24 protein-coding genes and 1 pseudogene are annotated in these 25,546 nt (G+C 71.7%); 10 read left to right on the plus strand and 15 right to left on the minus strand.

All coding sequences use genetic code 11. The annotated features are described in order from the left end of the window. Positions 1-69: 69 nt before the first annotated feature. The 4 genes from ACIREI_RS01505 to ACIREI_RS01520 form a co-directional block, all read right to left on the minus strand. Positions 70-1,086: an iron-siderophore ABC transporter substrate-binding protein gene (locus ACIREI_RS01505; RefSeq protein WP_403326046.1), complete on the minus strand. Its 1,017-nt coding sequence runs from the start codon at positions 1,084-1,086 to the stop codon at positions 70-72. A gap of 167 nt (positions 1,087-1,253) precedes the next feature. Further along, the gene (locus ACIREI_RS01510; protein ID WP_403326048.1) at positions 1,254-1,901 is read right to left on the minus strand and encodes an isochorismatase family protein; all 648 of its coding nucleotides are present in this window, start codon (positions 1,899-1,901) and stop codon (positions 1,254-1,256) included. 96 nt (positions 1,902-1,997) lie between these two features. Further along, a complete protein-coding gene (locus ACIREI_RS01515) occupies positions 1,998-3,833 on the minus strand; it encodes a glycoside hydrolase family 15 protein (RefSeq protein WP_403326050.1) in 1,836 nt (611 codons plus the stop codon). A gap of 118 nt (positions 3,834-3,951) precedes the next feature. Then, positions 3,952-4,731, minus strand: a complete 780-nt coding sequence (locus tag ACIREI_RS01520; protein WP_403326051.1) for a DeoR/GlpR family DNA-binding transcription regulator — start codon at positions 4,729-4,731, stop codon at positions 3,952-3,954. A 145-nt stretch (positions 4,732-4,876) separates the two neighbouring features. Between ACIREI_RS01520 and ACIREI_RS01525 the strand changes: the two genes are divergently transcribed. Next, a complete protein-coding gene (locus ACIREI_RS01525) occupies positions 4,877-5,758 on the plus strand; it encodes an SIS domain-containing protein (protein WP_403326053.1) in 882 nt (293 codons plus the stop codon). A 29-nt stretch (positions 5,759-5,787) separates the two neighbouring features. Then, complete coding sequence (locus tag ACIREI_RS01530) at positions 5,788-6,642, plus strand: ketose-bisphosphate aldolase (protein WP_403326056.1); 855 nt, start codon at positions 5,788-5,790, stop codon at positions 6,640-6,642. 15 nt (positions 6,643-6,657) lie between these two features. Here the strand turns inward: ACIREI_RS01530 and ACIREI_RS01535 are convergent, their stop codons facing one another. Beyond that, positions 6,658-7,791, minus strand: a complete 1,134-nt coding sequence (locus ACIREI_RS01535) for a methyltransferase (protein ID WP_403326853.1) — start codon at positions 7,789-7,791, stop codon at positions 6,658-6,660. A 77-nt stretch (positions 7,792-7,868) separates the two neighbouring features. On the opposite strand from ACIREI_RS01535, the gene ACIREI_RS01540 reads away from it, so the two are divergent. Both ACIREI_RS01540 and ACIREI_RS01545 read left to right on the plus strand, forming a co-directional pair. Continuing rightward, positions 7,869-8,525, plus strand: a complete 657-nt coding sequence (locus ACIREI_RS01540; RefSeq protein WP_403326059.1) for an alpha-ketoglutarate-dependent dioxygenase AlkB family protein — start codon at positions 7,869-7,871, stop codon at positions 8,523-8,525. A 36-nt stretch (positions 8,526-8,561) separates the two neighbouring features. Continuing rightward, entirely contained in the window at positions 8,562-9,800 is a 1,239-nt protein-coding gene (locus tag ACIREI_RS01545) for an ROK family protein (protein WP_403326062.1), read from the plus strand. A gap of 3 nt (positions 9,801-9,803) precedes the next feature. On the opposite strand, the gene ACIREI_RS01550 is transcribed toward ACIREI_RS01545, so the two are convergent. Continuing rightward, on the minus strand, positions 9,804-10,091 hold the full coding sequence (locus tag ACIREI_RS01550; RefSeq protein ID WP_403326064.1) for a hypothetical protein: 288 nt from the start codon (positions 10,089-10,091) through the stop codon (positions 9,804-9,806). Positions 10,092-10,184: 93 nt separating this feature from the next. Here ACIREI_RS01550 and ACIREI_RS01555 point away from each other — a divergent pair, with 93 nt between their 5' ends. Beyond that, a complete protein-coding gene (locus ACIREI_RS01555; protein WP_403326067.1) occupies positions 10,185-10,634 on the plus strand; it encodes an RpiB/LacA/LacB family sugar-phosphate isomerase in 450 nt (149 codons plus the stop codon). Here the strand turns inward: ACIREI_RS01555 and ACIREI_RS01560 are convergent. The 4 genes and pseudogenes from ACIREI_RS01560 to ACIREI_RS01575 all read right to left on the minus strand — a co-directional run. Next, positions 10,621-10,863 (minus strand): annotated as a pseudogene (locus ACIREI_RS01560) (LysR substrate-binding domain-containing protein); the annotation flags it as partial. The gene ACIREI_RS01555 and the pseudogene ACIREI_RS01560 overlap by 14 nt on opposite strands. A 45-nt stretch (positions 10,864-10,908) precedes the next feature. Further along, a complete protein-coding gene (locus tag ACIREI_RS01565) occupies positions 10,909-11,334 on the minus strand; it encodes a tautomerase family protein (protein WP_403326068.1) in 426 nt (141 codons plus the stop codon). Between the two features lie 31 nt (positions 11,335-11,365). Next, positions 11,366-11,944: a DUF4865 family protein gene (locus tag ACIREI_RS01570; RefSeq protein WP_403326070.1), complete on the minus strand. Its 579-nt coding sequence runs from the start codon at positions 11,942-11,944 to the stop codon at positions 11,366-11,368. A 12-nt stretch (positions 11,945-11,956) separates the two neighbouring features. Further along, positions 11,957-12,565, minus strand: coding sequence for a TetR/AcrR family transcriptional regulator (locus tag ACIREI_RS01575; protein ID WP_403326073.1), 609 nt, complete (start codon positions 12,563-12,565; stop codon positions 11,957-11,959). A gap of 150 nt (positions 12,566-12,715) precedes the next feature. On the opposite strand from ACIREI_RS01575, the gene ACIREI_RS01580 reads away from it, so the two are divergent. Genes ACIREI_RS01580 through ACIREI_RS01590 form a run of 3 tightly spaced genes read left to right on the plus strand, consistent with a single transcriptional unit; the run spans position 12,716 to position 16,313 of the window. Next, positions 12,716-12,997, plus strand: coding sequence for an SHOCT domain-containing protein (locus ACIREI_RS01580; RefSeq protein WP_403326076.1), 282 nt, complete (start codon positions 12,716-12,718; stop codon positions 12,995-12,997). Next, positions 12,994-13,746, plus strand: coding sequence for an ABC transporter ATP-binding protein (locus ACIREI_RS01585; protein WP_403326079.1), 753 nt, complete (start codon positions 12,994-12,996; stop codon positions 13,744-13,746). The genes ACIREI_RS01580 and ACIREI_RS01585 overlap by 4 nt, the downstream gene beginning before the upstream one ends. Before the next feature lie 5 nt (positions 13,747-13,751). Then, a complete protein-coding gene (locus tag ACIREI_RS01590) occupies positions 13,752-16,313 on the plus strand; it encodes an ABC transporter permease (protein WP_403326855.1) in 2,562 nt (853 codons plus the stop codon). A gap of 149 nt (positions 16,314-16,462) precedes the next feature. On the opposite strand, the gene ACIREI_RS01595 is transcribed toward ACIREI_RS01590, so the two are convergent. Continuing rightward, complete coding sequence (locus tag ACIREI_RS01595; RefSeq protein ID WP_403326082.1) at positions 16,463-16,990, minus strand: ATP-binding protein; 528 nt, start codon at positions 16,988-16,990, stop codon at positions 16,463-16,465. Positions 16,991-17,174: 184 nt separating this feature from the next. After that, positions 17,175-17,498: a hypothetical protein gene (locus ACIREI_RS01600; RefSeq protein ID WP_302002917.1), complete on the minus strand. Its 324-nt coding sequence runs from the start codon at positions 17,496-17,498 to the stop codon at positions 17,175-17,177. Positions 17,499-17,838: 340 nt separating this feature from the next. On the opposite strand from ACIREI_RS01600, the gene ACIREI_RS01605 reads away from it, so the two are divergent. Continuing rightward, positions 17,839-18,963: a PLP-dependent cysteine synthase family protein gene (locus tag ACIREI_RS01605; protein WP_403326085.1), complete on the plus strand. Its 1,125-nt coding sequence runs from the start codon at positions 17,839-17,841 to the stop codon at positions 18,961-18,963. A 10-nt stretch (positions 18,964-18,973) separates the two neighbouring features. On the opposite strand, the gene ACIREI_RS01610 is transcribed toward ACIREI_RS01605, so the two are convergent. Both ACIREI_RS01610 and ACIREI_RS01615 read right to left on the minus strand, forming a co-directional pair. Beyond that, the gene (locus ACIREI_RS01610) at positions 18,974-19,450 is read right to left on the minus strand and encodes an SRPBCC family protein (RefSeq protein ID WP_403326088.1); all 477 of its coding nucleotides are present in this window, start codon (positions 19,448-19,450) and stop codon (positions 18,974-18,976) included. Positions 19,451-19,599: 149 nt separating this feature from the next. Further along, the gene (locus ACIREI_RS01615; RefSeq protein ID WP_403326089.1) at positions 19,600-20,430 is read right to left on the minus strand and encodes a DeoR/GlpR family DNA-binding transcription regulator; all 831 of its coding nucleotides are present in this window, start codon (positions 20,428-20,430) and stop codon (positions 19,600-19,602) included. Between the two features lie 293 nt (positions 20,431-20,723). Here ACIREI_RS01615 and ACIREI_RS01620 point away from each other — a divergent pair, with 293 nt between their 5' ends. Beyond that, entirely contained in the window at positions 20,724-23,027 is a 2,304-nt protein-coding gene (locus tag ACIREI_RS01620) for a hypothetical protein (RefSeq protein ID WP_403326091.1), read from the plus strand. A 61-nt stretch (positions 23,028-23,088) separates the two neighbouring features. Here ACIREI_RS01620 and ACIREI_RS01625 read toward each other — a convergent pair whose 3' ends face one another. Continuing rightward, a complete protein-coding gene (locus ACIREI_RS01625; protein WP_403326094.1) occupies positions 23,089-25,530 on the minus strand; it encodes a right-handed parallel beta-helix repeat-containing protein in 2,442 nt (813 codons plus the stop codon). Positions 25,531-25,546 lie beyond the last annotated feature (16 nt).

The following is a 25,546-nucleotide window of genomic DNA, read 5'->3' on the forward strand; positions in this document are numbered from 1 at the left end:
GGAGGCGGTCGGCGATCACTCCCGCCTGCTGTCTCTGACTTAGGTTAACCTAAGTCCCCCCTCGGGGGGTCACCCGAGCTTCTTGAAGCCGGGTTCCAGGTTGTCCAGCGCCCACGGGATGCCCAGCGCCGACGGGCTGCGGAGCTGGCTGATGGTAGCGACGTCGGTCACGGCATACCGGCCGTTCTTCACCGCGGACATGTTCTTCACCAGGTCACTGGCCTCGAACGCCTTCTTCAGGCCCGGCGTGGTGAACGCGATGACGACCAGGTCGGCGTCCATCCTGTCGAGCTGCTCGAAGGAGAGCTCACCGGTCGGGCTGCCGTTGACCGTCTTGATGTTCTTCACCGACGGGGTCAGGCTCATCCCGAGCTGGCTCATCAGCTTGGCCGCAAAGTCGTCCTCGGACGCGATCGTGAAGATCTTGACCGGGGTGTTGCCGATGGACAGGCTGTAGGTCTTGCCCTGCAGCTTGGGATGCCTCTCCTTCACCGCGGCGATGCTGTCCTCGGTCTCCTTGATGACCTGCTCACCCTGCTTCTCCTTGCCGACGGCCTTGGCGACCACCTGCACGTGCTCCTGCCAGGTCTGCTGCCCCCAGGCCGTCTCGTACCCGATGGTCGGCGCGACCGCGGCGAGCTTCTTGTAGTCCTTGTCCAGGGTGAAGTCCGAGGTGGCGAGGATCAGATCGGGCTGGAGGGACGCGACCTTCTCGTAGTCGACGGCGGTCAGTGTGTCGAGGAGTTCCGTCTTCTCGGTGTCGATCTCGTCCTTGAGCCACGGGTAGACGCCGTCCTCGCTGAGGGCGTCCTTGGAGATGGCGACCGGCGTGACACCCAGGGCGTACAGCGCGTCGATGTCGTCGGTTCCGCCGTTGCCGATCACCACGATCCGCTCGGGCGCCTTGGTGATCTTCGCCGTGCCGAACTTGTGCTTGATGGACACCGGGAAGGCGGACGAGGAGTCCGCCTTCGCGTCGCCGGAGGTGTCGGAGGAGGTGTTCGAGTCGTCCTTGACGGAGCCGCAGGCCGCCAGGCCGGCGGCCAGGGTGACAGTGAGAAGGGTGGTGCGGAGATTTCTCGACATGTGCGTCCCTTGTCGCCGGCGACAGGCAGGAGTTGTACGGCCGCCAGTAAAGCAAGGTAAGGCTTGCCTTAGCAACGCTTTTCGAGCAACGCCTTTGCCGTTGAGGTGACTTGACACTTCATCACCGCAGTCGACTGAACCGGCGCGCGGTGGTCCGTCCGGGCCGGTCAGACCGCTTCCGCCGTCGGCACGGCGGGGTCGAACGCGGCCACCACCTGATCCGTGGACGTCACCGCCCCGCACGTGTCCGCCACCCATTCCAGCGCGAACTCATGGCCACCGGCCGACGCGTCGGCGATGGCGTCCGCGACGACGAACGGCTCCAGGTCCTGCACCCAGGCGTCGGCGGCCGTCATCAGCACGCCGACCCGGGCGAACAGCCCGACGATCACGACCTGATCGCGCTTCAGGTCCCGTAACCGGCTCTCCAGCCGGGTCCGCGCGAAGGCGCTGTGCTTCCGGGCGGTGAGTACGGCGTCCCCGGTTCGCGGCGCGACCTGCTCGGCGAACGCCTCGCCGTCCTTGTCGGCCGGCGGCCCGGGCGGTCGTACGGCGAGTGCGGGGCCTCGTTCACCGGCCGGTACCGAGTGGATGACGGGAACGCCCGCCGCACGGGCGGCGCCGACCAAGCGGCCCGCGCCGGCGAGGAGCGCGGTGACCGGGGCGCCCTCCTGCTCCACCACCCGTAGGAAACGCCGTTGCAGGTTCAGCACCAGGAGCGCCGCCCGGCCCGGGTCGAGGGTCCATCCCGTCCGGTCGTCGGGCAGCATCGCGGGGGTCGGCATGACGTACGGGAAGATCGAGCCAGGCGTCATCTCGGGGTGCCCTTCGGTGAGTTGGGGACCCTGTTTAGGTTAGCCTCACCTAAATTCGATGTCTTGTCGATTGACCTGCGAACCGGTGAACTCCGGTCACCCCAGTGCGCGATCCAGGTTGAAGGCCGCACTGATCAGGGCGAGATGGGTGAACGCCTGCGGAAAGTTTCCCTGTTGCTCACCGGTGTGGCTGATCTCCTCGGCGTACAGGCCCAGATGGTTGGCGTACGTCAGCATCTTCTCGAAGGCCAGCCGCGCCTCGTCGACACGGCCGGCGCGGACCATTGCCTCGACGTACCAGAACGAGCAGATCGAGAACGTGCCCTCGTCGCCCTGCAGTCCGTCGGGGCTTGCCGCCGGGTCGTAGCGGTAGACCAGCGAGTCGGACACCAGGTCCTGGGTGAGGGCGTCCAGGGTGGACAGCCACTTGGGGTCGGTCGGCGAGATGAACTTCGTCAGCGGCATCATCAGCACGGCCGCGTCGAGCACGTCGCCGTCCTCGTGCTGGACGAAGGCCTGGCGCGCCTCGGACCAGCCGCGCTTCATGATCCGCCGGTAGATCGTGTCCCGGCACTCCCGCCAGCGCGGCAGATCGGCGGGCAGCCCGCGCCGGTTGGCCATGCGGATGGCCCGCTCGATCGCCACCCAGCACATCAGCCGCGAGTACAGGAAGTTCTTGCGGCCGCCGCGGGTCTCCCAGATGCCCTCGTCGGGCTGGTCCCAGTTCTCGCACACCCAGTCCACCAGCCCGCACACGTCGTCCCACTGGTCGCTGGAGATCGGCTCCGCCCACTTGTCGTAGAGGTAGATCGAGTCGATCAGCGCGCCGTAGATGTCGAGCTGGAGCTGGTCGGCGGCGGCGTTGCCGACACGCACCGGGGCGGAACCGAGGTGCCCCTCCAGGTGGTCGAGTTCGCGCTCGGTCAGATCGGTGCGGCCGTCGATGCCGTACATGATTTGCAACGGGCCCGCGTGACAGCCGTCGCCCCGACTGACGTACTGGGTCAGGAACTTCATGAACGCCTCGGCCTCACCCGTGAAGCCCAGCCGTAGCAGCGCGTACACACAGAAGGCGGCGTCGCGCACCCACACGTACCGGTAGTCCCAGTTGCGTTCCCCGCCCGGCTGCTCGGGCAGGCTCGTCGTCGGCGCGGCCACGATCGCGCCGGTGGGCGCGTAGGTGAGCAGCTTCAGGGTGAGCGCGGAGCGGTGCACCATCTCCCGCCAGCGGCCCCGGTACCTGGACGCGGACAGCCAGTGCCGCCAGTACGCCACCGTACTGTTGAACTGCTCCTCGGCCTCGGTCCGCGCGCACCGCCGCGGGTTCACCTCGCCGCCCACCTGGTCCAGTGCGAAGACCGCCGACTCGCCCTCGGAGAGCTTGAACTCGGCGCACACGTCGGGCCCGTCGACCTCCAGCGGCACGGTCGCGGTCAGACCGAGCGACAGCTTCTCGGACTCGAAGACCGCGACGTCGCCCACCCTGCGGACGGTGTGCGGCCGGGTGCCGTAGTCGAAGCGCGGCGCGACCCGCGTACGGAAGGGAATCGACCCGCGGACGCACACCACACGCCGGATCAGCCGGTGCCGTTCGGTCTCCACCAGGCCGCCGTCCACCGGCATGAAGTCCTGCACCTCACCCACCCCGTCCTCGGTGAAGAACCGGGTGATCAGGACGTTCGTGTCCGGGAAGTAGAACTGCTTGGTCCGGGCCGGCACCGCCGCCGCCAGCTCGAAGCAGCCGCCCCGCTCCGCGTCCAGGACCGCCGCGAAGACACTCGGCGCGTCGAAGGCCGGGCAGCAGTACCAGTCGATCGTGCCGTCCGTCCCCACCAGGGCCACACTGCGCAGATCGCCGATCAGCCCGTGCTCGGCGATCGGCACATAGCGCGAAGCCCCCCGTACGTCCCCGTCGGTCGGTGTCGTGCTCATCGCAGCCTCCCTGGCCCGCCATGCGCCTCGCTCCCAGCGTAGGTGGAATCGGCCGGGCGAGGGCCGGGACCGGGTGATCGGACCGCGATGTCGCGCAGACCGTGATGCCCGGCGACTCTCAGACCGCGATGACCGTCAGCCCCGCCTCCTCGAAGCGCCGTACGGTGTCGGGCGCGGCCGCCGTGTCCGTGACCAGCGTGTCCACCGCGTCGACCGCGCAGATCCGGGCGAACGCCCGTCGGCCCAGCTTGCTGGAGTCCGCGGCCACGACCACCCGCTCGGCCCGCTCGCACAGCAGCCGGTTGATCGCCGCCTCCGCCTCGTCGTGCGCGGCGGCGCCGTGCGTCACGTCGAAGCCGACGACGCCGAGCACCGCCACATCGATCGTGATCTGGGCCAGCACCCCGTCCGCGAGCGGCCCGATGAGCTCGTACGACTGCGGGCGCGCCACCCCTCCGGTGACCACGATCTTGAACTGGGGTCGTACGGCCAGCTCATTGGCGATGTTGAGCGCGTTGGTGACGACGGTCAGCGCGGGCGAGCCGGACGCGAGGTCGCTGCGCACGGCCAGGGCCCGCGCCACCTCCGTGGTCGTCGTGCCGCCTGTCAGCCCCACCGCTTCGCCGGGCGCGACGAGGTCGGCCACCGCCTTGGCGATGCGCTGCTTCTCGGAGGCGTGCCGGGCCGTCTTGTAGCGCAGCGGCAGCTCGTACGACACCCCGTGCACGACCGCGCCGCCCCGTGTGCGCACCAGCATCTGCTGCTCGGCGAGCTGGTCGAAGTCGCGGCGGATCGTGGCGGACGACACCTCCAGCTCGGCGGCCGCCTCCTCGACGTCCAGCCGGCCCCGCTCGACGAGCAGCTCCAGCAGCGCCTTCCAGCGGGCGTCGCGCGACATCCGCCCTCCATTCCTCGATCTTCCGGCGACCCTAGCGCACGCCTCTCACGCAGGAATGCTTGATTCTGCTCGAAAGGTGTGGCTATCTTGCAAGAACAATCATCCAGCCACTCGTCCATGGGGTGGAAGTACGGAGGGCGGCGGCATGACGCATGTCGAGGACGAGCTCAACAGCCAGCCCGAGTGCTGGACGCGCGCCGCGGCGGAGGCGAACGGCCTCGGCGGGGTTCTTCCGGCCCCGGGGGAGCGGATCGCGGTCGTCGGCTGCGGCACGTCGTACTTCATGGCGCAGGCCTTCGCCGTGCTGCGCGAGGGATCGGGCCAGGGGGAGACGGACGCCTTCGCCGCGTCGGAGTTCCCGCCCGGGCGGGCGTACGACCGCGTCGTCGCCCTCACCCGCTCCGGTACGACGACCGAAGTGCTGGACCTGCTGCGACGGCTGAAAGGGCGAACGCGCACCGCCGCGATCACCGCCGACCCGGACACGCCCGTCATGGCGGTCGCCGACGAGGTCGTCGTCCTCGACTACGCGGACGAACGGTCCGTCGTGCAGACCCGGTTCGCGACCACCGCCCTCACCCTGCTCCGCGCCCACCTCGGCCTGCACACCGACGAGGTCGTGGCCGACGCCCGCACCGCCCTCGCCGGTGAACTGCCCGAAGGGCTCGTGGAGTGCGGGCAGTTCACCTTCCTGGGGCGTGGCTGGACCGTCGGGCTGGCCAACGAGGCCGGGCTGAAGATGCGCGAGGCGTCGCTGTCCTGGACCGAGGCCTACCCGGCGATGGAGTACCGGCACGGCCCGATCAGCATCACCACGAGCGGTACCGCCACCTGGATGTTCGGCGAGGCACCCGAGGGGCTGGCCGAACAGGTGCGCGCCACGGGCGGGTTGTGGATCGAGGGCCGTCTCGACCCACTCGCCGAACTGGTCCGCGCCCAGCGCCTCGCCGTCGCCGTCGCAGCGGCCCGCGGCCTGGATCCGGACCAGCCCCGCCACCTCACCCGCTCGGTGATCCTCGCCCCCTGAAGCCCCGGGACTTCCGGAAAGGACAGGCCGTGCCCCTCGTCACCACCGGTGAGCTCGTCACCCGGGCCGCCGCAGCCCGCTCCGCCGTCGCCGCGTTCAACATCATCACCCTGGAGCACGTCGAGGCGGTCATCGCCGGTGCGGAATCGGTGAGCTCGCCCGTCGTCCTCCAAGTCAGCGAGAACGCCGTCAGGTTCCGCTACGGACGGCTCCTCCCGCTGGCCCGCGCCGCCGTCACCGCCGCCGAACGCGCCACCGTCCCCGTCGCGTTGCACCTCGACCACATCCAGAGCGACGACCTGCTGCGCCAGGCGCCGACCGCCGGGTTCAGCTCGGTGATGTACGACGCGGCCCGACTGCCGTACGCGGACAACCTCGCCGCCACCAAGGCCGCCGTCGACTGGGCGCACTCCCAAGGCCTCTGGATCGAGGCCGAGTTGGGGCGCCTCGGCGGCAAGAACGGCGAGCCAGCGCTCGACGCCCACACCCCCGGCGCCCGTACCGACCCCGCAGAGGCCCATGCCTTCGTCACCGACTCCGGCGTAGACGCGCTCGCCGTCGCCATCGGCAGCTCACACGCCATGACCACCCGCACCGCCACCCTCGACCACGAACTCCTCAAACGCCTGTCCACCACCCTCGACGTCCCCCTCGTCCTGCACGGCTCCTCCGGCGTCCCCGACGGCGAACTGACCGCGGCGGTCGCGGGCGGCATCGCCAAGGTCAATGTCGGCACGGCCCTCAACATCGCCATGACCGGGGCGATCCGCGACTTCCTCGCCGCCCATCCCGAGGCGGTCGACTCACGCAAGTACCTGGGCGTGGGGCGGGAGGCGATGGTGCGGGCGGTGGCCGACATCATCGGGGTGTTGAGGTCTTCCTGACCCGGTGCCGCCTGCCTACCGCTTGACGGCCCTCAGCACCACGAACTTCCGGTCGCTCGCGACCAGTTGACTGTTGCCGAACAGCCGCCGCAGCTTCACGTGGTAGCCGAGATGCCGGTTGCCGATCACCCACAGCTCACCGCCCGGCCCGAGCGCGCGCCGCGCCCCCGTGAACATCCGCCAGGCCGTCGCGTCGGTCGTCGCCTGGTGGGAGTGGAACGGCGGATTGTTGAGCACGAGGTCGACACTGCCGGCCGGCACGCCCGCCAGCCCGTCCCCGACCCGGAACTCGGCGTGCCCCTGTACGCCGTTCGCCCGGTACGTCGCCTCCGCCGAGGCCACGGCCTGGAACGACTCGTCCACGAACAGCACCTCGGCCTCCGGGTTCGCCAGCGCCACCGCGGTTCCGACGACGCCGTTGCCGCACCCGAGGTCCACCACCCGCCGGGCGCCCTTGCCGTCCGGAAGGTGCCCCAGGAAGAACCGCGTACCGATGTCGAGCCGGTCGGCACAGAAGACGCCCGCGTGATTGACGACCGTCCGCCCCGAGACCGCGCCGATGCCGTCGGGCAGCGTGTAGGTGTACGGCCACGGGTTGGCGGGCCGCTCCCGCGACGGCTCGGGCGTGCAGAAGATCAACCGGGCCTTCTTCTCGGCGAGCGAGGTGCGGGTCGGGCCGAGGATCCGCTCGAACAGCTGGAGCGTCGAGGTGTGGATCTCCTTCACCATCCCGGTGCCGACCACCACCGTGCCCTCGTGCACCGAGGGCGCCAGCCGCAGCAGCTGGTCCTCCAGCAGCGCCAGGCTCTTCGGCACCCGCACGAGCAGGACGTCGACGCGCTCCGGCGGCGGGTCCTGCGTGGTGAGCAGCCGCACGGAGCCGGGCTCGACGCCGGCGCGGGCGAGGTTGGCCCGGGTCGCCTCCTGGGTCAGGTAGGAGTCCGTGATCTGTACGGGCTGGTGCGCCGCGAGCGCCGTGACCAGGGCGCCCCAGCGGTCACCGACCACCACGACCGTGCCGGACAGCGGTGTCTCCCGCTCCGCCAGATGCCTGAGGAGGTACTCGTCGGAGGCGTCCCAGGCGCGCAGCCTGTCACGCGGGTCCTCGGGGAAACGGGTCAGCGCGAGCTCGCCCCAGGGCGTCGTCATACGGTCGTTCATCGTGCGTCAAGGCTAGCTGAGCCGCAGCTCACGGCGGGTGGGGCCGGTGAGGGAGGATGGGAGGCATGGACGCCGAGCTGTTCCCCCGGGAACGTACGCAGGTCGCGCCGGGCGCGGTGCACCTGCCCGGCTGGCTGGATCCGGACCGCCAGCGCGAGCTGCTGGAGGCCTGCCGCGAGTGGGCCCGCCCGCCGGCCGGGCTGCGCACGGTCCACACGCCCGGCGGCGGCACCATGACCGCCCGGCAGGTCTGCCTGGGGTGGCACTGGTACCCGTACGCCTACGCCCGCACGGTCGTCGACGGCGACGGAACCCCGGTGAAACCGTTCCCGGACTGGCTGGGCGAGCTGGGCCGGCGTGCGGTGCGGGACACGCTGGGCGAGTCGGAGGCGGCGTACTCGGAGACGCCGTACGACATCGCCCTGATCAACTTCTACGACGCCGACGCACGCATGGGCATGCACCGCGACAGCGACGAGAAGTCGGACGCCCCGGTGGTGTCCCTGAGCCTCGGCGACACCTGCGTCTTCCGCTTCGGCAACACCGAGACGCGGACCCGGCCCTACACGGACGTCGAGCTGCGCAGCGGCGACCTCTTCGTGTTCGGCGGCCCGTCGCGGCTCGCCCATCACGGCGTGCCGAGGGTGCAGCCGGGCACCGCACCACCGGAGTTGGGGCTGACAGGGCGGTTGAACATCACGCTCAGGGTGAGCGGGCTGTAGGCCGCCACATCTGCGGATCATGGGAGACTCGCCCTCATGAGCGGCAAGGCGGACCCCCGGCCGGCGGGGGAAGGGACCACCTCGAGGACGCGGCTGGACCGGGGGCGCGGCGCGCTCGGACCCGCCTTGGAGCTCGTCCACACCGGACGCGCACCCACACGTGCCGTCCTCACCGCCGAGCTCGGGGTGACCCGGGCCACGGCCGGCGCGGTCGCCGCCGAGCTGGAGGCGCTCGGGCTGATCCGGGTCGATGCCCGGCCCGGCGCGGCGGCCGGTTCGCAGGGGCGGCCCTCGCACCGGCTGGCGGTCGCCGAGGACGGGCCGGTCGTCCTCGCCGCACAGGTGCACGCCGACGGCTTCCGGGCGGCGCTCGTCGGCCTCGGCGGCCGTATCGTCGCCACCGCCCCCGGCTGCGAGACCGTGGACGCCGATCCCGCCAAGGTCCTCGGCTCGGTCGTGGAGGCGGGCGCCGACCTGCTGCGCACGACCGGCCGGCGCTGCGTGGGCGCCGGGCTCGCCGTACCGTCCGCCGTCGCCGAACCGGACGGTCTGGCGCTCAACCCGCTGCACCTGGCCTGGCCCGTGGGCGCGCCGGTGCGCCGTATCTTCGCGGAGCGCGTGCGGGAGGCCGGGATCACCGGGCCGGCGTTCGCCGGCAACGACGTCAACCTCGCCGCCCTCGCCGAGCACCGGCACGGCGCGGGCCGCGGCGCCCGCCACCTGCTGTGCGTGGCCACCGGACACCGGGGCGTCGGCGGTGCCCTCGTGCTGGACGGCCGTCTGCACACCGGCAGTTCGGGCCTCGCCCTGGAGGTGGGCCACCTCACCGTGAACCCCGAGGGCAGACCCTGCCACTGCGGCAGCCGCGGCTGCCTCGACGTCGAGGCCGACCCGCTGGCCCTCCTCACGGCGGCCGGCCGCGAGCCGGGCCCCGAGGTCTCCCTGCTCCAGCAGGCCAAGGACCTGATCCGCACCCGGTACGACGACCGGACGGTTCGCAGGGCCACCGAGGCCCTCATCGACCGCCTCGGCCTGGGCCTGGCCGGCCTGGTCAACATCCTCAACCCGGACCGCATCATCCTCGGCGGCCTCCACCGCACCCTCCTGGACGCCGACCCCGACCGCCTGCGCGCGGTCGTCGCCGACCGCAGCCTGTGGGGCCAGAGCGGCGGCGTCCCGATCCTCGCGTGCACCCTCGACCACAACAGCCTGGTCGGCGCGGCCGAGTTGGCCTGGCAGCCGGTGCTGGACGATCCGCTGGGGGCGCTGGCGTAGGCCTCACCGCTCTTCGGCGGTCTCCAGGATCCGCGTCCGGGGCGCCCCCGCCAGCGCGGGCGCCTTCTCGGGCGACGACCACACCCTCGTCCTGAGGAATCCCAGGAACCGCTCGGCGTCGGCCACCTCGTCGAACTCCAGGTCCACGACGACGTAGGCGGGGTCGTCGACGGGCTGCTGGACGCGGTGGTGACGTACGCCCGCGTCGGCACGCGCCTGGGCGAAGCGGTCGAAGGCGGACTTCCAGGTGGCGAAGTCCGTGATCGGATGCTCGATGTGCAGTGTCGGCATGACTCCTCCTCGGCCGTTCCGGCGCTCCCCTCCATGCTCGGCCGCCACCCGGACGGCCGCACTCCCGGCCCGGACCTGGGTACCCTTCCTGACATGCGGATCTCCGTCTCATCGGACATGGACGAACCTGTGGCCCGTGCCCTCGTCGACGAGCTGCGTGGTCGCGGCCACGACGTCGTCACCCACGGAGCGCTCAGCCCCGGCGAGGACCCCCAGTGGGCCGCCTGCTCCGAGGCGGCCGCCCGCGAGGTCGCCGCCGGGGCGGCCGACCAGGCGGTCGTGTGCTGCTGGACCGGCACGGGCGCGTCGATCGCCGCGAACAAGGTGCCGGGCGTGCGGGCCGCCCTGTGCACGGACGCGTACACGGCGGACGGCGCTCGCCGCTGGAACGACGCCAACGTGCTCGCGCTCAGCCTGCGTCTGACGTCCGAGCCGTTGCTCAAGGAGATCCTCGACGCCTGGTTCGCGGCCGAGGCCAGCGCGGACGCCGAGGACCGCGAGAACGTGGCTCGCGTGGGCCGCCTGGACCTCAGGGAGCCGTGAGACTCCACAAGGCGGCCACCAGCGGCCGCCGCAGATCGGCCCGCCGGACGCACAGCCCGATCGGGAACGGCTCCGGCGGCGGCGTCGCGGGGACGACCGACACCCGCTCGCGCACCGCACTGCGCTCCAGCACGAGACACGGCACCACACCCGTGCCACACCCCAGCGCGACCAGCGTCAACAGCCCTTCGTGTCCGTCGGGTTCGCACGCCACCTCGGGTGTCGTGCCGCGGCCGCGAAGCTCCGGCCGACCGTGGACATCCGTGGCCTAGGACTACGGCCCGGTGAGGGCGGGCGAGTCGACGGGGGCGGGGGAGTCGGCGTACTGCGCCACTCCCTCGCCGAACGACCAGTTGATCGGCTCGTTCTCGATGAGGTTGACGAACACGTTCCGCGGTTCGGTCCCCGCGTAGGCGTGGGCGAGTTCGGCGATCCGCCGGTACAGCGCCTGCTTCTGCGCGGGGGTCCGCCCGGAGCGCAGGGTGATCGTGACGTACACGAGGCCGTCGTCCCGGTGGATGCCGAGATAGTCGCTGTCGTAGCGCAGGGTGCTTCGGGTGCCGTCGTGTCCGACCAGCACCTGGAACCGGTCGTCGGCCGGGATTCCGACGGCTTCCACCAGGGCGTCGTGCACGGCACGGCCGAGGGCGTCCAGCCGCTCGGGGTCGGATCCCAGGGCGTCGATGCGGACGAAGGGCATGTCGGGTGAACTCCTTTGTGAAGGTTGGGACTTACACCGTTTGTGGCAGCCGGGCCCGCCCCGGGTCGGACATGTGCAGGACCTCGTACACCTCACCGTCGGCCCTGGGCGCGTCGTGCTCCCAGAGCGAGAAGTGGACGACCTCCCAGCGGCTCGCGTCCACGGCGGCCGCCGAGAGCACCACGCCGCCCTCGCCGGCCAGCCGCTCGCTCTCCCGTGCCGCGTCCGCCATGACATCGGTCAGCCGCACACCGTCCGGCACCCGTTGGCGCCGCAGCACCGCGACCCGCGCGGGGGAGTCGGCGGCGCCGCCCTCCTCGTACGCCAGCCCGGACCACTGCCGGACCGACGGCCGCCCGAAGTCGTTGACGATCCCTTGGAACGGGCCTCCCCACAGGAAGGAGTTCATGCCCGTCACGGTGTTCCAGAGATAGAACGGCGCGTACTGGTTGACCGGCGACCCGTGGACGCCGCGCTCGCGCATCAGATACGCCTTGAAGCCCAGGCCGTCCCACTCGTCGAGCAGGTGCCCCTTGCTCGCGACGCGACGACGGATGATCTCCATGTCGTAATCGGCGGGCAGAGTGAGCTCGTACTGCATCGCGTGCATCGGGACGCCTTCCTAGTGCTCCTGGTGTTCCTGGTTTGCCTGGTGCGGTGCGAGCAGGCAGAGCAGCCCCCGGACGCCCACGTCGAAGGCGGCGGGCGAACCGGACGCGCGGGCGAGGACATAGCCGCCCTGGACCGTCGCGACGATCGTCGCCGCGATCGACTCGCCGTCCAGCCCGGGCGCGAACTGGCCCTGCTCCTTGCCCTCCTCGACGATCCCGGCGAGCCGTTCACGCAGCCAGTCGAGCGTCTCGTCCACGGGCGCCCGCAGTTCGTCGCTGGCGATCACGTCCGGATCCATGGTCAGCCGCCCGACCGGACAGCCACGCAGCACATCGCGCTCCCGCCGCAGATACGCCTCGATGCGCTCGTACGGCGTCCCCGGCCCGTCGAGTACTCCCGCGGCGGTAGCCCGCATCTCCTCGGCGGTACGGCGGATCGCGGCCAGCGCGAGATCCGGCTTCCCTTTGAAGTGGTGGTACATGCTGCCCTGCCCGGCGCCCGCGCGCTCCAGGATGGCTCTGGGGCTGGTGCCCACATAGCCGCGCTCCCACAGCAGCTCACGGGTGGACTCGATCAGTCGGTCCGAGGTGTCCGAGGCGCTCATGCCCTCACTGTACATACTAGTAGTTACAGAAATCGAGCCCTGGTCGTACTCCCCGCGAGGTACGCCCACTGCCGCCGGCCGCACGACGACCCGGACCCCTCTCCGGAGCGAGTCTCGAAGCATCACCGAACGAACCATCCGAACCGACTCGGGAGATGACTCGAGATGCAGACCCTGGCTCACTTCGCAGACGGCGGCCCCGGCCCCTGGATCCTGTTCTTCCCGCTGATCTGGGCGGCCGTCGTGATCGGTGGCGTCACGCTGCTGCGCCGCACGGTATGGCGTGGACGCCGCGCCCCCTGGAGGCCCGCCGCCGACGACAACTCACCCATCACCGTGCTCGGTCACCGCTTCGCCTCCGGCGAGATCGACGAGGACGAGTACTGGCGCCGGCTGTCCGTCCTGGACGAGCAGTTCGGCCGCACCGGCAAGGGCGGTGCGGCATGACGACCACCACCGTCACCCGGACCGCCGCCCGGGTCGTCGACGCCGTGAAGGTGTACGGCACCGGAGGCACCAGCGTGAGGGCCCTGGACGGGGTGAGCGTCGACTTCCCGGTCGGCCGCTTCACCGCGATCATGGGGCCCTCGGGCTCCGGAAAATCCACCCTCATGCACTGCGCGGCCGGCCTCGACACCCTCACCTCGGGCACCGCCCACATCGGCGACATCGACCTGGGCACCCTCGACGACCGCCGCCTCACCCTCCTGCGCCGCGATCGCGTCGGCTTCGTCTTCCAGGCCTTCAACCTGGTGCCCACACTGACCGTCGCCGAGAACATCACGCTGCCGCTGGACCTGGCGGGCGGCAAGGGCGACCCGGAGTGGATCGACGCGCTGATCGACGTGGTCGGCCTGCGCGACCGGCTCCACCACCGGCCCGCCGAGCTCTCCGGCGGTCAGCAGCAACGCGTCGCCGTGGCCAGGGCGTTCGCAGGACGGCCGGAGGTCGTCTTCGCCGACGAGCCCACCGGCAACCTCGATTCCCGCTCCGGCGAGGAGGTTCTCGGCCTGCTCGGCCGCGCGGTGCGCCGGACGGCCCGCACGGTCGTCATGGTCACCCACGACCCGGTGGCCGCCGCCCACGCCGACGAGGTCGTCTTCCTCGCCGACGGGCGCCTGGTCGACCGTATGGAATCCCCGACCGCCGACAAGGTCCTGGACCGCATGAAAGCCTTCGAGGTGGCGTCGTCATGACCGCCATGAACGCATCCGTCCGCCTGAGCGTGTCCTCCCTGCGCGCCCACAAGCGCCGCTTCGCCGGTACGTTCCTCGCGGTGTTCCTGGGCGTGGCCTTCCTCGCCGGGACCCTCGTCATGGGCGACACGCTGCGCGCCGGCTTCGACACGATGTTCGGCAACGCCACCAGCGGCACGGACGCCGTCGTCCGCAGCGCCGACGCCATCACCACCCCGGGCGAGAGCGAGGGCGTACGCGAACCCGTCGACACGGACCTGTTGAGCACGATCGAGAAGGTTCCCGGCGTCGCGGCCGCCGCGCCCAACATCCAGGGCGCCGGTCAGCTCGTCGGCAGGAACGGCGACCCGATCGGCGGCCAGGGCCCGCCCACCCTCGCCGGCAACTGGATCGCCGACCCCGAGCTCAACCCGTACCGGCTCGCCGAAGGCCGCGCACCGCACAAGTCCGGCGAGGTCGTCATCGACCGTGGCACCGCCAAGCGCGGCGACCTGTACATCGGCGACACGACGACCCTGCGCACGCCCGACCCGATCAAGGTGACCGTCGTCGGCCTCGCGACCTTCGGCGGCGAGGACGGCATGGCCCAGGTGACCTTCACCGGCATGACCCGGGCCGACGCCGAGAAATACCTCACGGCCAGGGCCGGCGAAGCGGCGAGCATCCAGGTGCGGGCCGGGCCGGGCGTCAGCCAGCAGGAGCTGGTCGACGAGCTGACTCCCGCACTGCCCAAGGGAGTTGAGGCCATCACGGGTCAGGAGTCGGCCGAGGAGAACACCGACATGATCGCCAGCCAGTTCCTGACGATCTTCACGACCTTCCTCCTGGTCTTCTCAGGCGTAGCCCTCCTGGTGGCCACCTTCTCCATCCACAACACCTTCGCGATCGTCGTGGCCCAACGCACCCGCGAGAACGCCCTGTTGCGCGCCCTGGGTGCCTCACGCCGTCAGGTCACCGCGTCGGCCCTCGTCGAGGCGACCGCCGTGGCCGCCGCCGCATCGGTGGCCGGCCTCGCGGGCGGCATCGGCATCGCGGCAGGTCTCCAGATGCTGTTCCCGGCGATCGGATTCCCCTTCCCCGAGGGCGACTTGGTCATCGGCGCGCTGTCCATGACCCTGCCGCTCGCGGTCGGCATCGTGGTCTGCCTCGGCTCCGCACTGCTGCCCGCCGCGCGCGCCGGCCGCACCGCACCGCTGGCCGCCCTGCGCGAGACGGCCGTCGACACCTCCGGCGCCTCCCGCGTCCGCGCCGTCACCGGCCTGGGCCTGCTGGCCCTCGCCGTCGGTACGACGCTCGGCGGCGTCCTGCTGTCCCCCTCCCTCTGGCTGGCGGGAACCGGCGCAGTCCTGGCCCTGGCCGCCTTCGTGGTCCTCGGCCCGGTCGCCTCCACGACGGCCGTACGGATCCTCGGCGGCCCCCTCGACCGCCTCCGCGGCGTCACCGGCTCCCTCGCCCGCCGCAACGCCCTGCGCAGCCCGAAGCGGACGGCCGCCACCGCGAGCGCCCTGATGATCGGCGTGGCCGTCGTCTCCCTCTTCACGGTGTTCGGCGCCTCGCTGAAGGCGACCATGGACCAGACCATGTCCAGGTCCTTCGCGGGCGACGTGGCCGTCAGCACCCCCTCGTTCGGCGCGGGCGGCAGCGGCCTGAGCCCACGCCTCGCCGCCGCGGTCCAGCGGCTGCCCGAGGTGGACACCGCCGTCGGCCTCGGCCGCGGAGTCGCCGAAGTGGACGGCAAGGGACGCGCGCTGACGGTCACCGACCCGGTCGCCCTGGAGCGCACCTTCGACCTCGGCAACGTCAGGGGCTCCTTGCGCGACCTCGGCACGGACGGCATCGCCATCACCGAGAAGGAGGCCGACAAGCAGAACCTGACGACCGGCGACAGGACACAGCTCACCTTCACCGACGGCCAGAAGCGGACCTTCACGGTCCGCGCGGTCTACGGCCAGTCCGAACTCGCCGGCGACTACGTCATCACCCGCGACGCCTGGGCCCCGCACCGCACCCAGGACGCCGACACCCTCCTCGCCGTCTCCTTCAAGGACGGCGTCAGCGCGGACGAGGGCAAGGCGGCGGTGGAAAAGGTCGCGGGCCGGTACGGCGACCCCGAGGTGCAGACCCGCGACGAGTACGCACAGTCCTCGGCGGGCGGGATCGACATGATGCTGACGCTCGTCTACGCCCTGCTCGCCCTCGCGGTGCTCATCGCCCTCCTCGGCATCGCCAACACCCTCACCCTGGCGATCCACGAGCGCACCCGCGAACTGGGCCTGCTGCGGGCGGTGGGCCAGACCCGTTCCCAACTGCGCGCGATGGTCCGCTGGGAGTCGATCCTGGTGGCCGCCTTCGGCACGGTCGGCGGCCTAGCCCTCGGCGCCTTCCTGGGCTGGGTCCTGGTCAAGGCCTCCGACGGCGCGAGCGACAGCGCCTTCGCGTTCGCGATGCCTCCCCTGCAACTCGCGGTGGTGGCACTGGTCGGCCTCACGGCCGGAGCACTGGCGGGCCTACGCCCGGCGCGGCGCGCGGCACGGCTGGACGTACTGCGGGCGATCGCCACCGAGTGAACCTCGCCGGGGTGGCCGGATGGCAGGTCGGCAGGGCAGCCCCTGCCGACCCAGGGCCACCCGATGGCCCACAGAGCCAACGGCAAGGGCCCACCAACCTCACTGGACCAAGGACACCGGCTGAGAGCGCCCGCAGGCGACCGAACAATTCAGGCGGGCGCACGTTCGGGCCTGCGCAGGTCAACCCGCGCCCCGACCTCCGCAAGCCGCCGCGCAGGCGTCTCCACGACCGCCCGCTGCGGTGGCCGCGAGACCCCGGCCCGTGCCGCGGCGACGGGGGTCGGAAGCGTGAACCAGACGACCTTGCCCGCGTCCCCGTCCGGCCGCACGCCCCAGCTCTCGCTGACCGCGGCCACCATCGCGAGGCCACGCCCGCAGGTGGCGAGCGCGTCGACGCCCTCGGCGTCCGCCATGACCGGCAGACGCGGGTCGTGGTCGTGCACCGAGACCGTCAGCCGGTCGAGCAGCAGCTCGATCTCGACGGTGCACGTCTTGTCCGGCTGGGCGTGCTGGTGGACGTTGGTCAACAGCTCGGTCACACCGAGCGCGGCGCGGTCTATCAAGGCGTCCAGATGCCAGTAGCGCAACTGCGCCGATACGATTCTGCGGACCTGGCCGATCCGCGACGGCAGGGCTTGGAGCTCCACCGTGCAGTGCCTGCTTGGGTACTTGATCACGGCTGCGACTCCCCGACTGAAGTGGTCCGGAAGAACACGGAGTACGGATCCAGCAGGGTGCTTGAAGGAAACGGCCGCCTGCTGTCGTGTCCGGCGGGCTGGTTCGCAGCGTTATCGCCGGTAAACCCAGAGTGACGTGAGACCAGAGTGACGCAAGGGGTGCGATAGCGCAACTCGCTGTGACTCAGCCCTTACGCCCCGCAGCCTTCCGTACGGCCTCTATGAACCGGCGTGCCGCAGGAGGACCCGGCTCTCCCGGAGCGGGGTCGTGATCGCCCAGGGTCAGTGAGTAGCGGTTGCCGTTGAGGTCCGCCAGCGCCCGGTCGTCCGGGGCGAACCAGGGCTTGGACGCCCGCACGGCCTGCACCGGCGCGCTGTCGATCTCGCTGCCGTAGCTGGTGAGCAACTGCAGCCTGCCGTCGCTGATCCGCACCTGCCCGGCCCGGGTCAGCGAGCGCAGCCGCTTCCCGATCCGCACGCCCGTGGCCCTGAACTCCGGCTCCGCCATGCCCCGCCCCCTTAGTGCGCGTCGGTGTGCCGGCTCGTCCTGTCAGGTGTGGCCGGCTCTGGTCGTGATCCAGTGTGCCCCCCGTGCGGGATCGCCGTCCCGTCCGGTGCAGTCTGCCCGCGTCCCGCGTCGAGCACCAGTACGCACGTCACGCCTGACCGGGGCGCTCGGAGCACTCGCCCGAATGCGCCCCCACAGTCCGGGTGGGGTCAGCGGTCCAGGGATGTCTTTGAGGCGCCCAAAGGTGTGTTTATGCAGGTGAGAAGCGTGCGGAAGATGTTTATGCTCGAAGGGACGGTCGCGCGAGTCGCCGTGGCCGAACAGCACGAGGAGCACCGCCGTGAGCACCGTCCAGCAGATCCCGTCCGGCGTGACCCTCGACGTCGACCGCAGCGACGCCGCCTACCGCGTCTGGCTGAAAGAAGCCGTACGCAAGGTCCAGGCCGACGCCAACCGCTCGGCCGACACCCACCTGCTGCGCTTCCCGCTGCCGGAGCAGTGGGGCATCGACCTGTACCTGAAGGACGAGTCGACCCACCCGACGGGCAGCCTCAAGCACCGCCTCGCCCGTTCGCTCTTCCTCTACGGCCTGTGCAATGGCTGGATCCGGCCGGGCCGCCCCGTGATCGAGGCGTCCAGCGGTTCCACGGCCGTCTCCGAGGCGTACTTCGCGAAGCTGATCGGCGTGCCCTTCATCGCGGTCATGCCGCGCACGACCAGCGCCGAGAAGTGCCGCCTGATCGAGTTCCACGGCGGGCAGTGCCACTTCGTGGACGACTCGCGCAAGATGTACGAGGAGTCGGCCCGCCTCGCGGTGGAGACCGGCGGCCACTACATGGACCAGTTCACCTACGCCGAACGGGCCACGGACTGGCGCGGCAACAACAACATCGCCGAATCCATCTTCCGTCAGCTGGAGTTGGAGCGGTTCCCGGAGCCCGCGTGGATCGTCGCCACGGCCGGCACCGGCGGCACCTCCGCGACCATCGCCCGGTACGTCCACTACATGCAGCACGACACCCGCATCTGTGTCGCCGATCCGGAGAACTCGTGCTTCTTCGAGGGCTGGACCACCGGCGATCCGGACGTCACCTGCGACTGCGGCTCCCGCATCGAGGGCATCGGCCGGCCCCGCATGGAACCCAGCTTCGTGCCCGGCGCCGTCGACCGGATGATGAAGGTGCCGGACGCGGCGAGCGTGGCCGCCGTACGGGCCCTGGAGCGGGCCATCGGACGCAAGGCGGGCGGCTCGACGGGCACCGGGCTGTGGAGCGCGCTGAAGATCGTCGCCGAGATGGTGGCCGAGGGGCGGCAGGGGAGCGTGGTGACGCTGCTGTGCGACCCGGGGGACCGGTACCTCGACAAGTACTACTCGGACGTGTGGCTGGCCGAGCAGGGCCTGGACATCGCGCCGTACTCGGCGGCCATCGAGCAGCTGCTGGCCACGGGCGTCTGGCCCGAGTGATCCGCGAGCCTCAGCGGGCCGCCGCCAGCCGCCGGTCCAGTGAGGTCACCGCGTCCCGGAACGCCCGGCCGAGGCCGGGCCGGGCGAGGCCGACGGTGAACCGGAAGGGTGCCGTACCGTCCACCGCGAACGTCCACCGTACGCGCGTGCCCGTCCCCGCAGGGGTAAGCCGCCACTCCTCGACCATGGCCCGCGCGCCCGGCGCGTTGGTGACGTCGACGCGGTAGGCGTACACCTCGGGGCTCTTCGCCGCGAGGATCGTCTCCTCGAAGCGCGTACCGCCCCTGAGCCGGACCTCGCGTCGGGCTCCGCCGTCGAGCGGCCGGGCCAGCGTCACCGCCGAGAACCAGTCCGCCCAGCCCGGCACGTCCTCGGCCAGCGCGCGGTGGACCGGCTCCGGGGGAGCGGTGATCTCCCGCGCGAAGACATGCCGTACGGGTGCGGACTCGACGAAGTCGAGCCCCACCTCACGCAGCAGGTGAGCCATGGAACGAAACCCCCTATGCCGACGCCGCACCGGGCAGCGTCACCATAGCTGGCGCCCCGTCAGATGTCTGCACCGCGAGAGAACGCCGGCCTCGCAGGTCCGCACCCTCAAAGGCGCGACCTCAAAGGCGCGACCTCAAAGGCGCGACCTCAGAGGTCCGCGTCCTCATCGGGCTCGCCCGCCACCACCAGCCGTCGCAGATGCTCCGCGATCTCCGAGCGCGCCTCGGTCTCGAGACCGGCGTCCGTCACCAGCGTGTCGACCTGCTCCAGCGCCGCGAACGAACTCAGCCCCACCACACCCCACTTGGTGTGGTCGGCGACCACCACGACCCGGCGCGCCGACTGCACCAGACGCCGGTTGGTCTCGGCCTCCGCGAGGTTCGGCGTGGACAGGCCGGCCTCGACCGATATGCCGTGCACACCGAGGAACAGCACGTCGAAGTGGAGCGCCGCGATCGCCTGGTCGGCCACCGGGCCCACCAGCGAGTCGGACGGCGTGCGCACCCCGCCGGTCAGCACGACCGTGGCCGCACCCTGCCGGGGGCCCGACGTGCGCTGCGCGGCGTGGAAGACGTCGGCGACCCGCACCGAGTTCGTGACCACCGTGAGGTCGGGCACGTCGACCAGCTGGTGCGCCAGCGCGTACGTCGTCGTACCACCCGACAGCGCGATCGCGGAGCCCGGCGCGACCAACTCGGCCGCGGCCCGTGCGATGTCCTCCTTGGCCGTCAGCTCCAGACCCGACTTGGCCTCGAAGCCCGGCTCGTGCGTGCTCGCCTCGACCACCGGGACCGCACCGCCGTGCACCTTCTCCAGCACGCCCTGCCTGGCCAGCGCGTCGAGATCGCGCCGCACCGTCATGTCCGACACGCCGAGCTTGCGTGTCAGCTCGTTGACGCGGACCCCGCCCCGGCGCCGGACCTCGTCCAGGATCAGGGCGCGCCGCTGCTCCGCGAGGAGGTTCTGATTCTCGCTCACGTACGCTCCGGTCCTTTCGCCTCAAGCTGTCCGACACACCCCGCGCACCCACTCTGATGAGGACATTCTCACCCCTCCCGGCGCGCGGGACGTCCCATCCTCGCACGGCTCGGTACCGGTGGCGCCACTGCCTGTACCGACGCGCTCATGTCACTTCCGCGTCTCCCGCTTCCCGGTCCTCCTCACGGATCGGGGGAGATTCCGTGAGGAGAGGTGTAAGCGAGCCTGTCCGGGGAGATCCTTGTGCCCGCACGGACAGAAGCCGACGGCTCGTCACGGGGGAAGTGCGAACAGTGGAACGTGCGCAGAGACAGGAACGCGCCGGGACCGCCCTGGAACTTTTGGTCCACGGTGTCGGCGGCACCACACCGCAGGACATGCTCGACGATCCGCGGACCGTGCGGATCACCGGCGACGACACGGCCGCCGTCTTCCGGCGGGCCGAGGACGTCGACGCCGAACAAAGACCGGACGACTACCGGGGCAAACCGGTCCCCGAGGCCTACGTCTGGTGCAACCTCACCTCGGGAAACAGCGCCCGCGCCCTGTGGCTGCTGTTACTGCCGTTCATGGTGGTGAACCTCGCCCACTGGATGCGCCCCACCGCCCAGGGCCGCGAGCGTACGGTGCGCTTCTACGGCCTCCTCGTGCGGCTCGCGGGACTGACGCTGACGGTGCTCCTGGTCGCGGCCGCGTGCGAGGTCGCCCTGGACCTCGCGGCCTGGCAGTGCGCGGGCGAGTCCGCGTGCGCCGAGCGGCACAGCTGGCTGGGCTTCCTGTCGCCCGCGGTCTCGGAGGGCGGCTGGTGGAGCCGCCCGGGCCGCAGGCTCGCCCTCGCAGCCGTGGTGCCGACCGCGCTGACCGGCCTGCTGTGGTACCTCTCGCGCCGCACCTGGAGCGCGTACGAGTCCCAGCAGCCGATGTCCCGCGAGCCGGAGGCACACGAGGAGTCCGGCGGCACCGCCCTGGGCCGCCCCGGCTTCTGGTACGGACGTCGCCTGGTCGCCCGGCTGCGCGCCGCCCACACCGCCGCGGGCCTGCTCACGGTCGCCGCGGCCGTGGGCTCGGCGGCGGCGCGTTTCGACCGCAGGCCCGGCGGACCCGCGCTCCTCGACACACTCGGGTGGCTGCTGGAAGCGGCGATCGTCGCCGGGGCGGGCTTCGTGGTGTGGGTGGTCTGCCGCCGGGGCCGCAGCGAGAACCGCCTCGACCAGGACCTCGACGAGCATCTCGTACGACGCCTGCCACTGGCCGCCCTCGTCCTGCTGGTGCTCGCTCTGGTGTACGCCGGGTGGGAGCGGCCCGGCTGGCAGTCGGCGGGCCGCCTCCCGGGCGACCCCACCTTCGGCGCCATCGCCTTCCTCCAAGGCCTGATCGTCATCGTCCTCGCCGTCGTCGCCCACGTCCTGCACCGCACCAGCCCCGACCCGCGCGCCGCGATGCGTGGCCTCGGCGGACCGGCCGTGGCGATGCTGGCCTGCGCCCTCGGCGGCGTGATGTCCGGCGGAGTGTCCCAGCGGGTGGCCGACTGGCTGGACGGCACGGGCACGTCGATCGCCGGACCGCCGGTCCTGCTGACCTGGCAGGCGTCCGTCATCCCACCTCTGCTGGTCGTCCTGCTGCTGCTCTGCGGCTGGCTGGCATGGCGGGCCTGGCAGCTGCGCCGCACCGAACTGGGCACGGTGGTGCTCGACTACGCCGGGGAGCCCCAGGACACGGCACGCACCCGCCGTATCGCGAGCACGCGCGCGATGGCCACGCTCACCGACCGGGCCCCTCTCGTGGTCGCCGTCATCTCCACCGCGACCCTGCTCCTGGGCGCCGGAGCCCTGGTCGGCGCGCTGACGACCGACGCGACCCCGAGTGCGGCCGCCGACGACACGCACGCCTTCGTCCACGGCGCCGCCGAGACGGCGCAGGCGCTGGGCTCCTGGCTGATCGGCGTGGGCTTCATACTCTTCGTCACCTGGGGCAGGCGCGCCTACAAGGACGCCTCCGCGCGGCGCACCATCGGCATCCTGTGGGACGTCGGCACCTTCTGGCCGCGCGCCGCCCATCCCTTCGCGCCGCCCTGCTACGCCGAGCGGGCGGTGCCCGACCTGACCTGGCGGATGGCGACCTGGACGCGCGCCGAGGACGGCCGCCGTCTCGTCATCTCCGGGCACTCCCAGGGCAGCGTGCTCGCGGCCGCGGCGGCCTGGCAGCTGACCCCCGCCGACCGCAAGCGGGTCGCGCTGCTGACCTACGGCTCCCCGCTGGAACGCCTCTACGGCCGCTGGTTCCCGGCCCACTTCGGCCCGGCCGCGCTCACCTCGCTGCACGCCGAGGTCGACTGCTGGCGCAATCTGTACCGGCCCACCGACCCGATCGGCGGCCCGGTCCGGCTGCCCGGCAGCTGCACGCCCACGGTCGACCGCGAGGCCCTCAAGGACCCCTTGGCGTACGGCCGTACCCCCGAACACCCCCTGCCCGCCCCCATCCTCGGCCATGGCGACTACCAGGCGGACCCGGCGTTCGCCGAGGAAAGGGAGCGGCTACTGGCGCGATTGACGCCGGAGGTGCCGACTCAACGGGCGCAGGCCGTAGCCGAGAGCTGATCCGGCCGACTCAGGAGGGGGCCGCCCGGCCGGTCGCGGCCCCCGCACGATCCGGTCGGCCTCAGGGCAGCTCCGGCAGATCCTCCGCGTACAGCAGGGTCAGGTCGTCCGTGCTCGGCTCGTCGAGCTGGGCGACCCGGCCCGCGTGCCGCTCCACCATCGCCTCGAAGGTCTGGCGTGCCGTACGGCCGTTGCCGAACGCCGGGCCCTTGGGGATCGCCGTGAAGTACTTCAGCAGGGCCTCGGCGAGGCCCGGGCCGAGCCGGTACTCGTGCTCCTCGGCCTGCTGCTCCACGATCCGCAGCAACTCGTCGGGGCCGTAGTCACTGAAGGTGATGGTGCGTGAGAAGCGGGACGCCACACCCGGGTTGACCGAGAGGAAGCGCTCCATCTCGGCCGTGTAGCCGGCCACGATCACCACGACCGCGTCCCGGTGGTCCTCCATCAGCTTCACCAGCGTGTCGATGGCCTCCTTGCCGAAGTCCCGGCCCGAGTCCTCCGGCGACAGCGCGTACGCCTCGTCGATGAACAGCACCCCGCCACGCGCCTTGTCGAAGGCCTCCTGCGTGCGGATCGCCGTGGAGCCGATGTGCTCGCCGACCAGGTCGACACGGGACACCTCGACCAGATGGCCCTTCTCCAGGACGCCGAGGGAGGCGAGGATCTCGCCGTAGAGGCGGGCCACCGTCGTCTTGCCGGTGCCGGGGGAGCCGGTGAAGACCAGGTGCCGCTTGACCGACGCGGCCTTGAGGCCCGCCTGCTGACGGCGCCGGCCCACCTCGATCATGTCGGTGAGGGCCCGCACCTCGCGCTTGACGCTCTCCAGGCCCACCAGCGCGTCCAGTTCACCGAGGACGGCCTTGGAGGTCCGCGTCGGCGTCTCGGGCTGCGAGGCGGCCACGAGCGGCTCCTGCTCGGTCGTGCGCTGGCCGGGGATCGCGCCCAGCAGGCCGGGGGACTGGCGCACCGTCTGCACGGCGGGCTCCGGTGCCGGGGGCGGCTGCCTGAGACCGGCGCTCTCGTCGCTGGTGCAGTCCTCCACGTCGGGCCCCACCCCGGAGGCGGCGTCCGGGCCGCCGTCCGCGAACTCGTACCCGCCCCGCGCGCACCGCTCCGTACGGCACTTCTTCAGCGTCGTACGGCAGCCGTCGATCACATGGAAGCCGTAGCCGGCGCTGCCCCGCACCCGGCAGTTCAGGAAGGTGCCGCGGCCGCCCGCCGAGACGTAGAACCCGGCCTCGGCGGGGGAGTCGACGGTGCAGCGCTCGATGGTGGGATCGGCGCCCTTGGTGACGATCACGCCCGTCTGGGTGCCGTCCAGAGTGCAGTTGTTGAGGGTGCCGCCACTGCCGTGGTCCCGGAACCAGGCGCCCGTCGCCGCGTCCCGGATCCGGCAGTCGTCGAGTTGGGCGGTGGCGCCGTCGCTCACCGACACGGCCGTGTTGCGCACCTGGGACAGGTCGCTGTCGACGACATCCGCGCGCGAGCCCCGGTCGAGGACGAACAAGGCGTCCGGCACGTCGTGCACCCGGCAGGACTCCAGTACCGCGGTGGCGCCGTCGCTGACCCACACCGCCGGATAGTCGCCCGTACTGTCGAAGATCTCGCACTGGTTGGCGTCCACGCGCGTGCCCGGATCCCACACCGACAGACCGTTGCGCCCGAACTGCCGCACCGTCGTGCGGGTCAGGGTGAGCACCGAGCGGGAACGCAGGTCGACCGCGTTCTCCGGGATGTCGTGGATACGGCAGTCGGCCAGGGTCAGCACGGCGTCCGTGTCCAGGGTGACGCCGTCGGCGGTGGTGCGGTGCACATCGCAGTCGGTGAGATGGGCGGTGGCCCGGCCGGTGATCTGGACGCCGGAGCCCCGGACCTCGTAGACCTCGCAACCCACCGCTTCCAGCGCGGAGTTCTCACCCGTGGCCGTCAGCCCCGAGCCTGAGGCGTGGTGGACCCGGCAGCGCTCCAGACGGGGATGCGCCCCGCCGCGCACGGCGATGCCCGCCTGGCCGGCCGCGACGACCTCGCACTCCTCGAACACCCCGCCCCCGCCGTCGAGCACGGCGATGCCGATGCCCGCGGGATTGTCGACGGTGCAGCGCCGCACGGTCGGGCGCGCGCCGCCGCGTACCTCGATCCCGGCCGCGGACCGTGTCACGACCCGGACGTCCGACAGCTCCGGCGCGCCCTCCTCGACGAGCAGTGCGGGCGCCGCCGCGTCCTGGCCCTCCACATGCAGGTCCTGGACCACCGCCGAGGCGCGCACTGTCAACGGCACACCGTCCACGGGCGCGATGCGCACCGAGCCCGGGGAGCCCTCGGGGCCGCGCAGGGTCACCGCCCGCTGGACGACGAGGTTCTCCCGGTAGGTGCCGGGCGCGACGGTGAGGACGTCACCGTCGGCCGCGGCTTCCAGCGCGGCCGCGAGCGATGCGTACTCACCCGTGCGGCGCCGCCACCGCGATGTGCCGGTGTGCGTCACCTGGACCGTGCCCTGTGCCATGGCGTTGATGTGCCCC

The sequence above is a fragment of the Streptomyces sp. NPDC093591 genome, assembly GCF_044764885.1.
Lineage (GTDB): Bacteria > Actinomycetota > Actinomycetes > Streptomycetales > Streptomycetaceae > Streptomyces.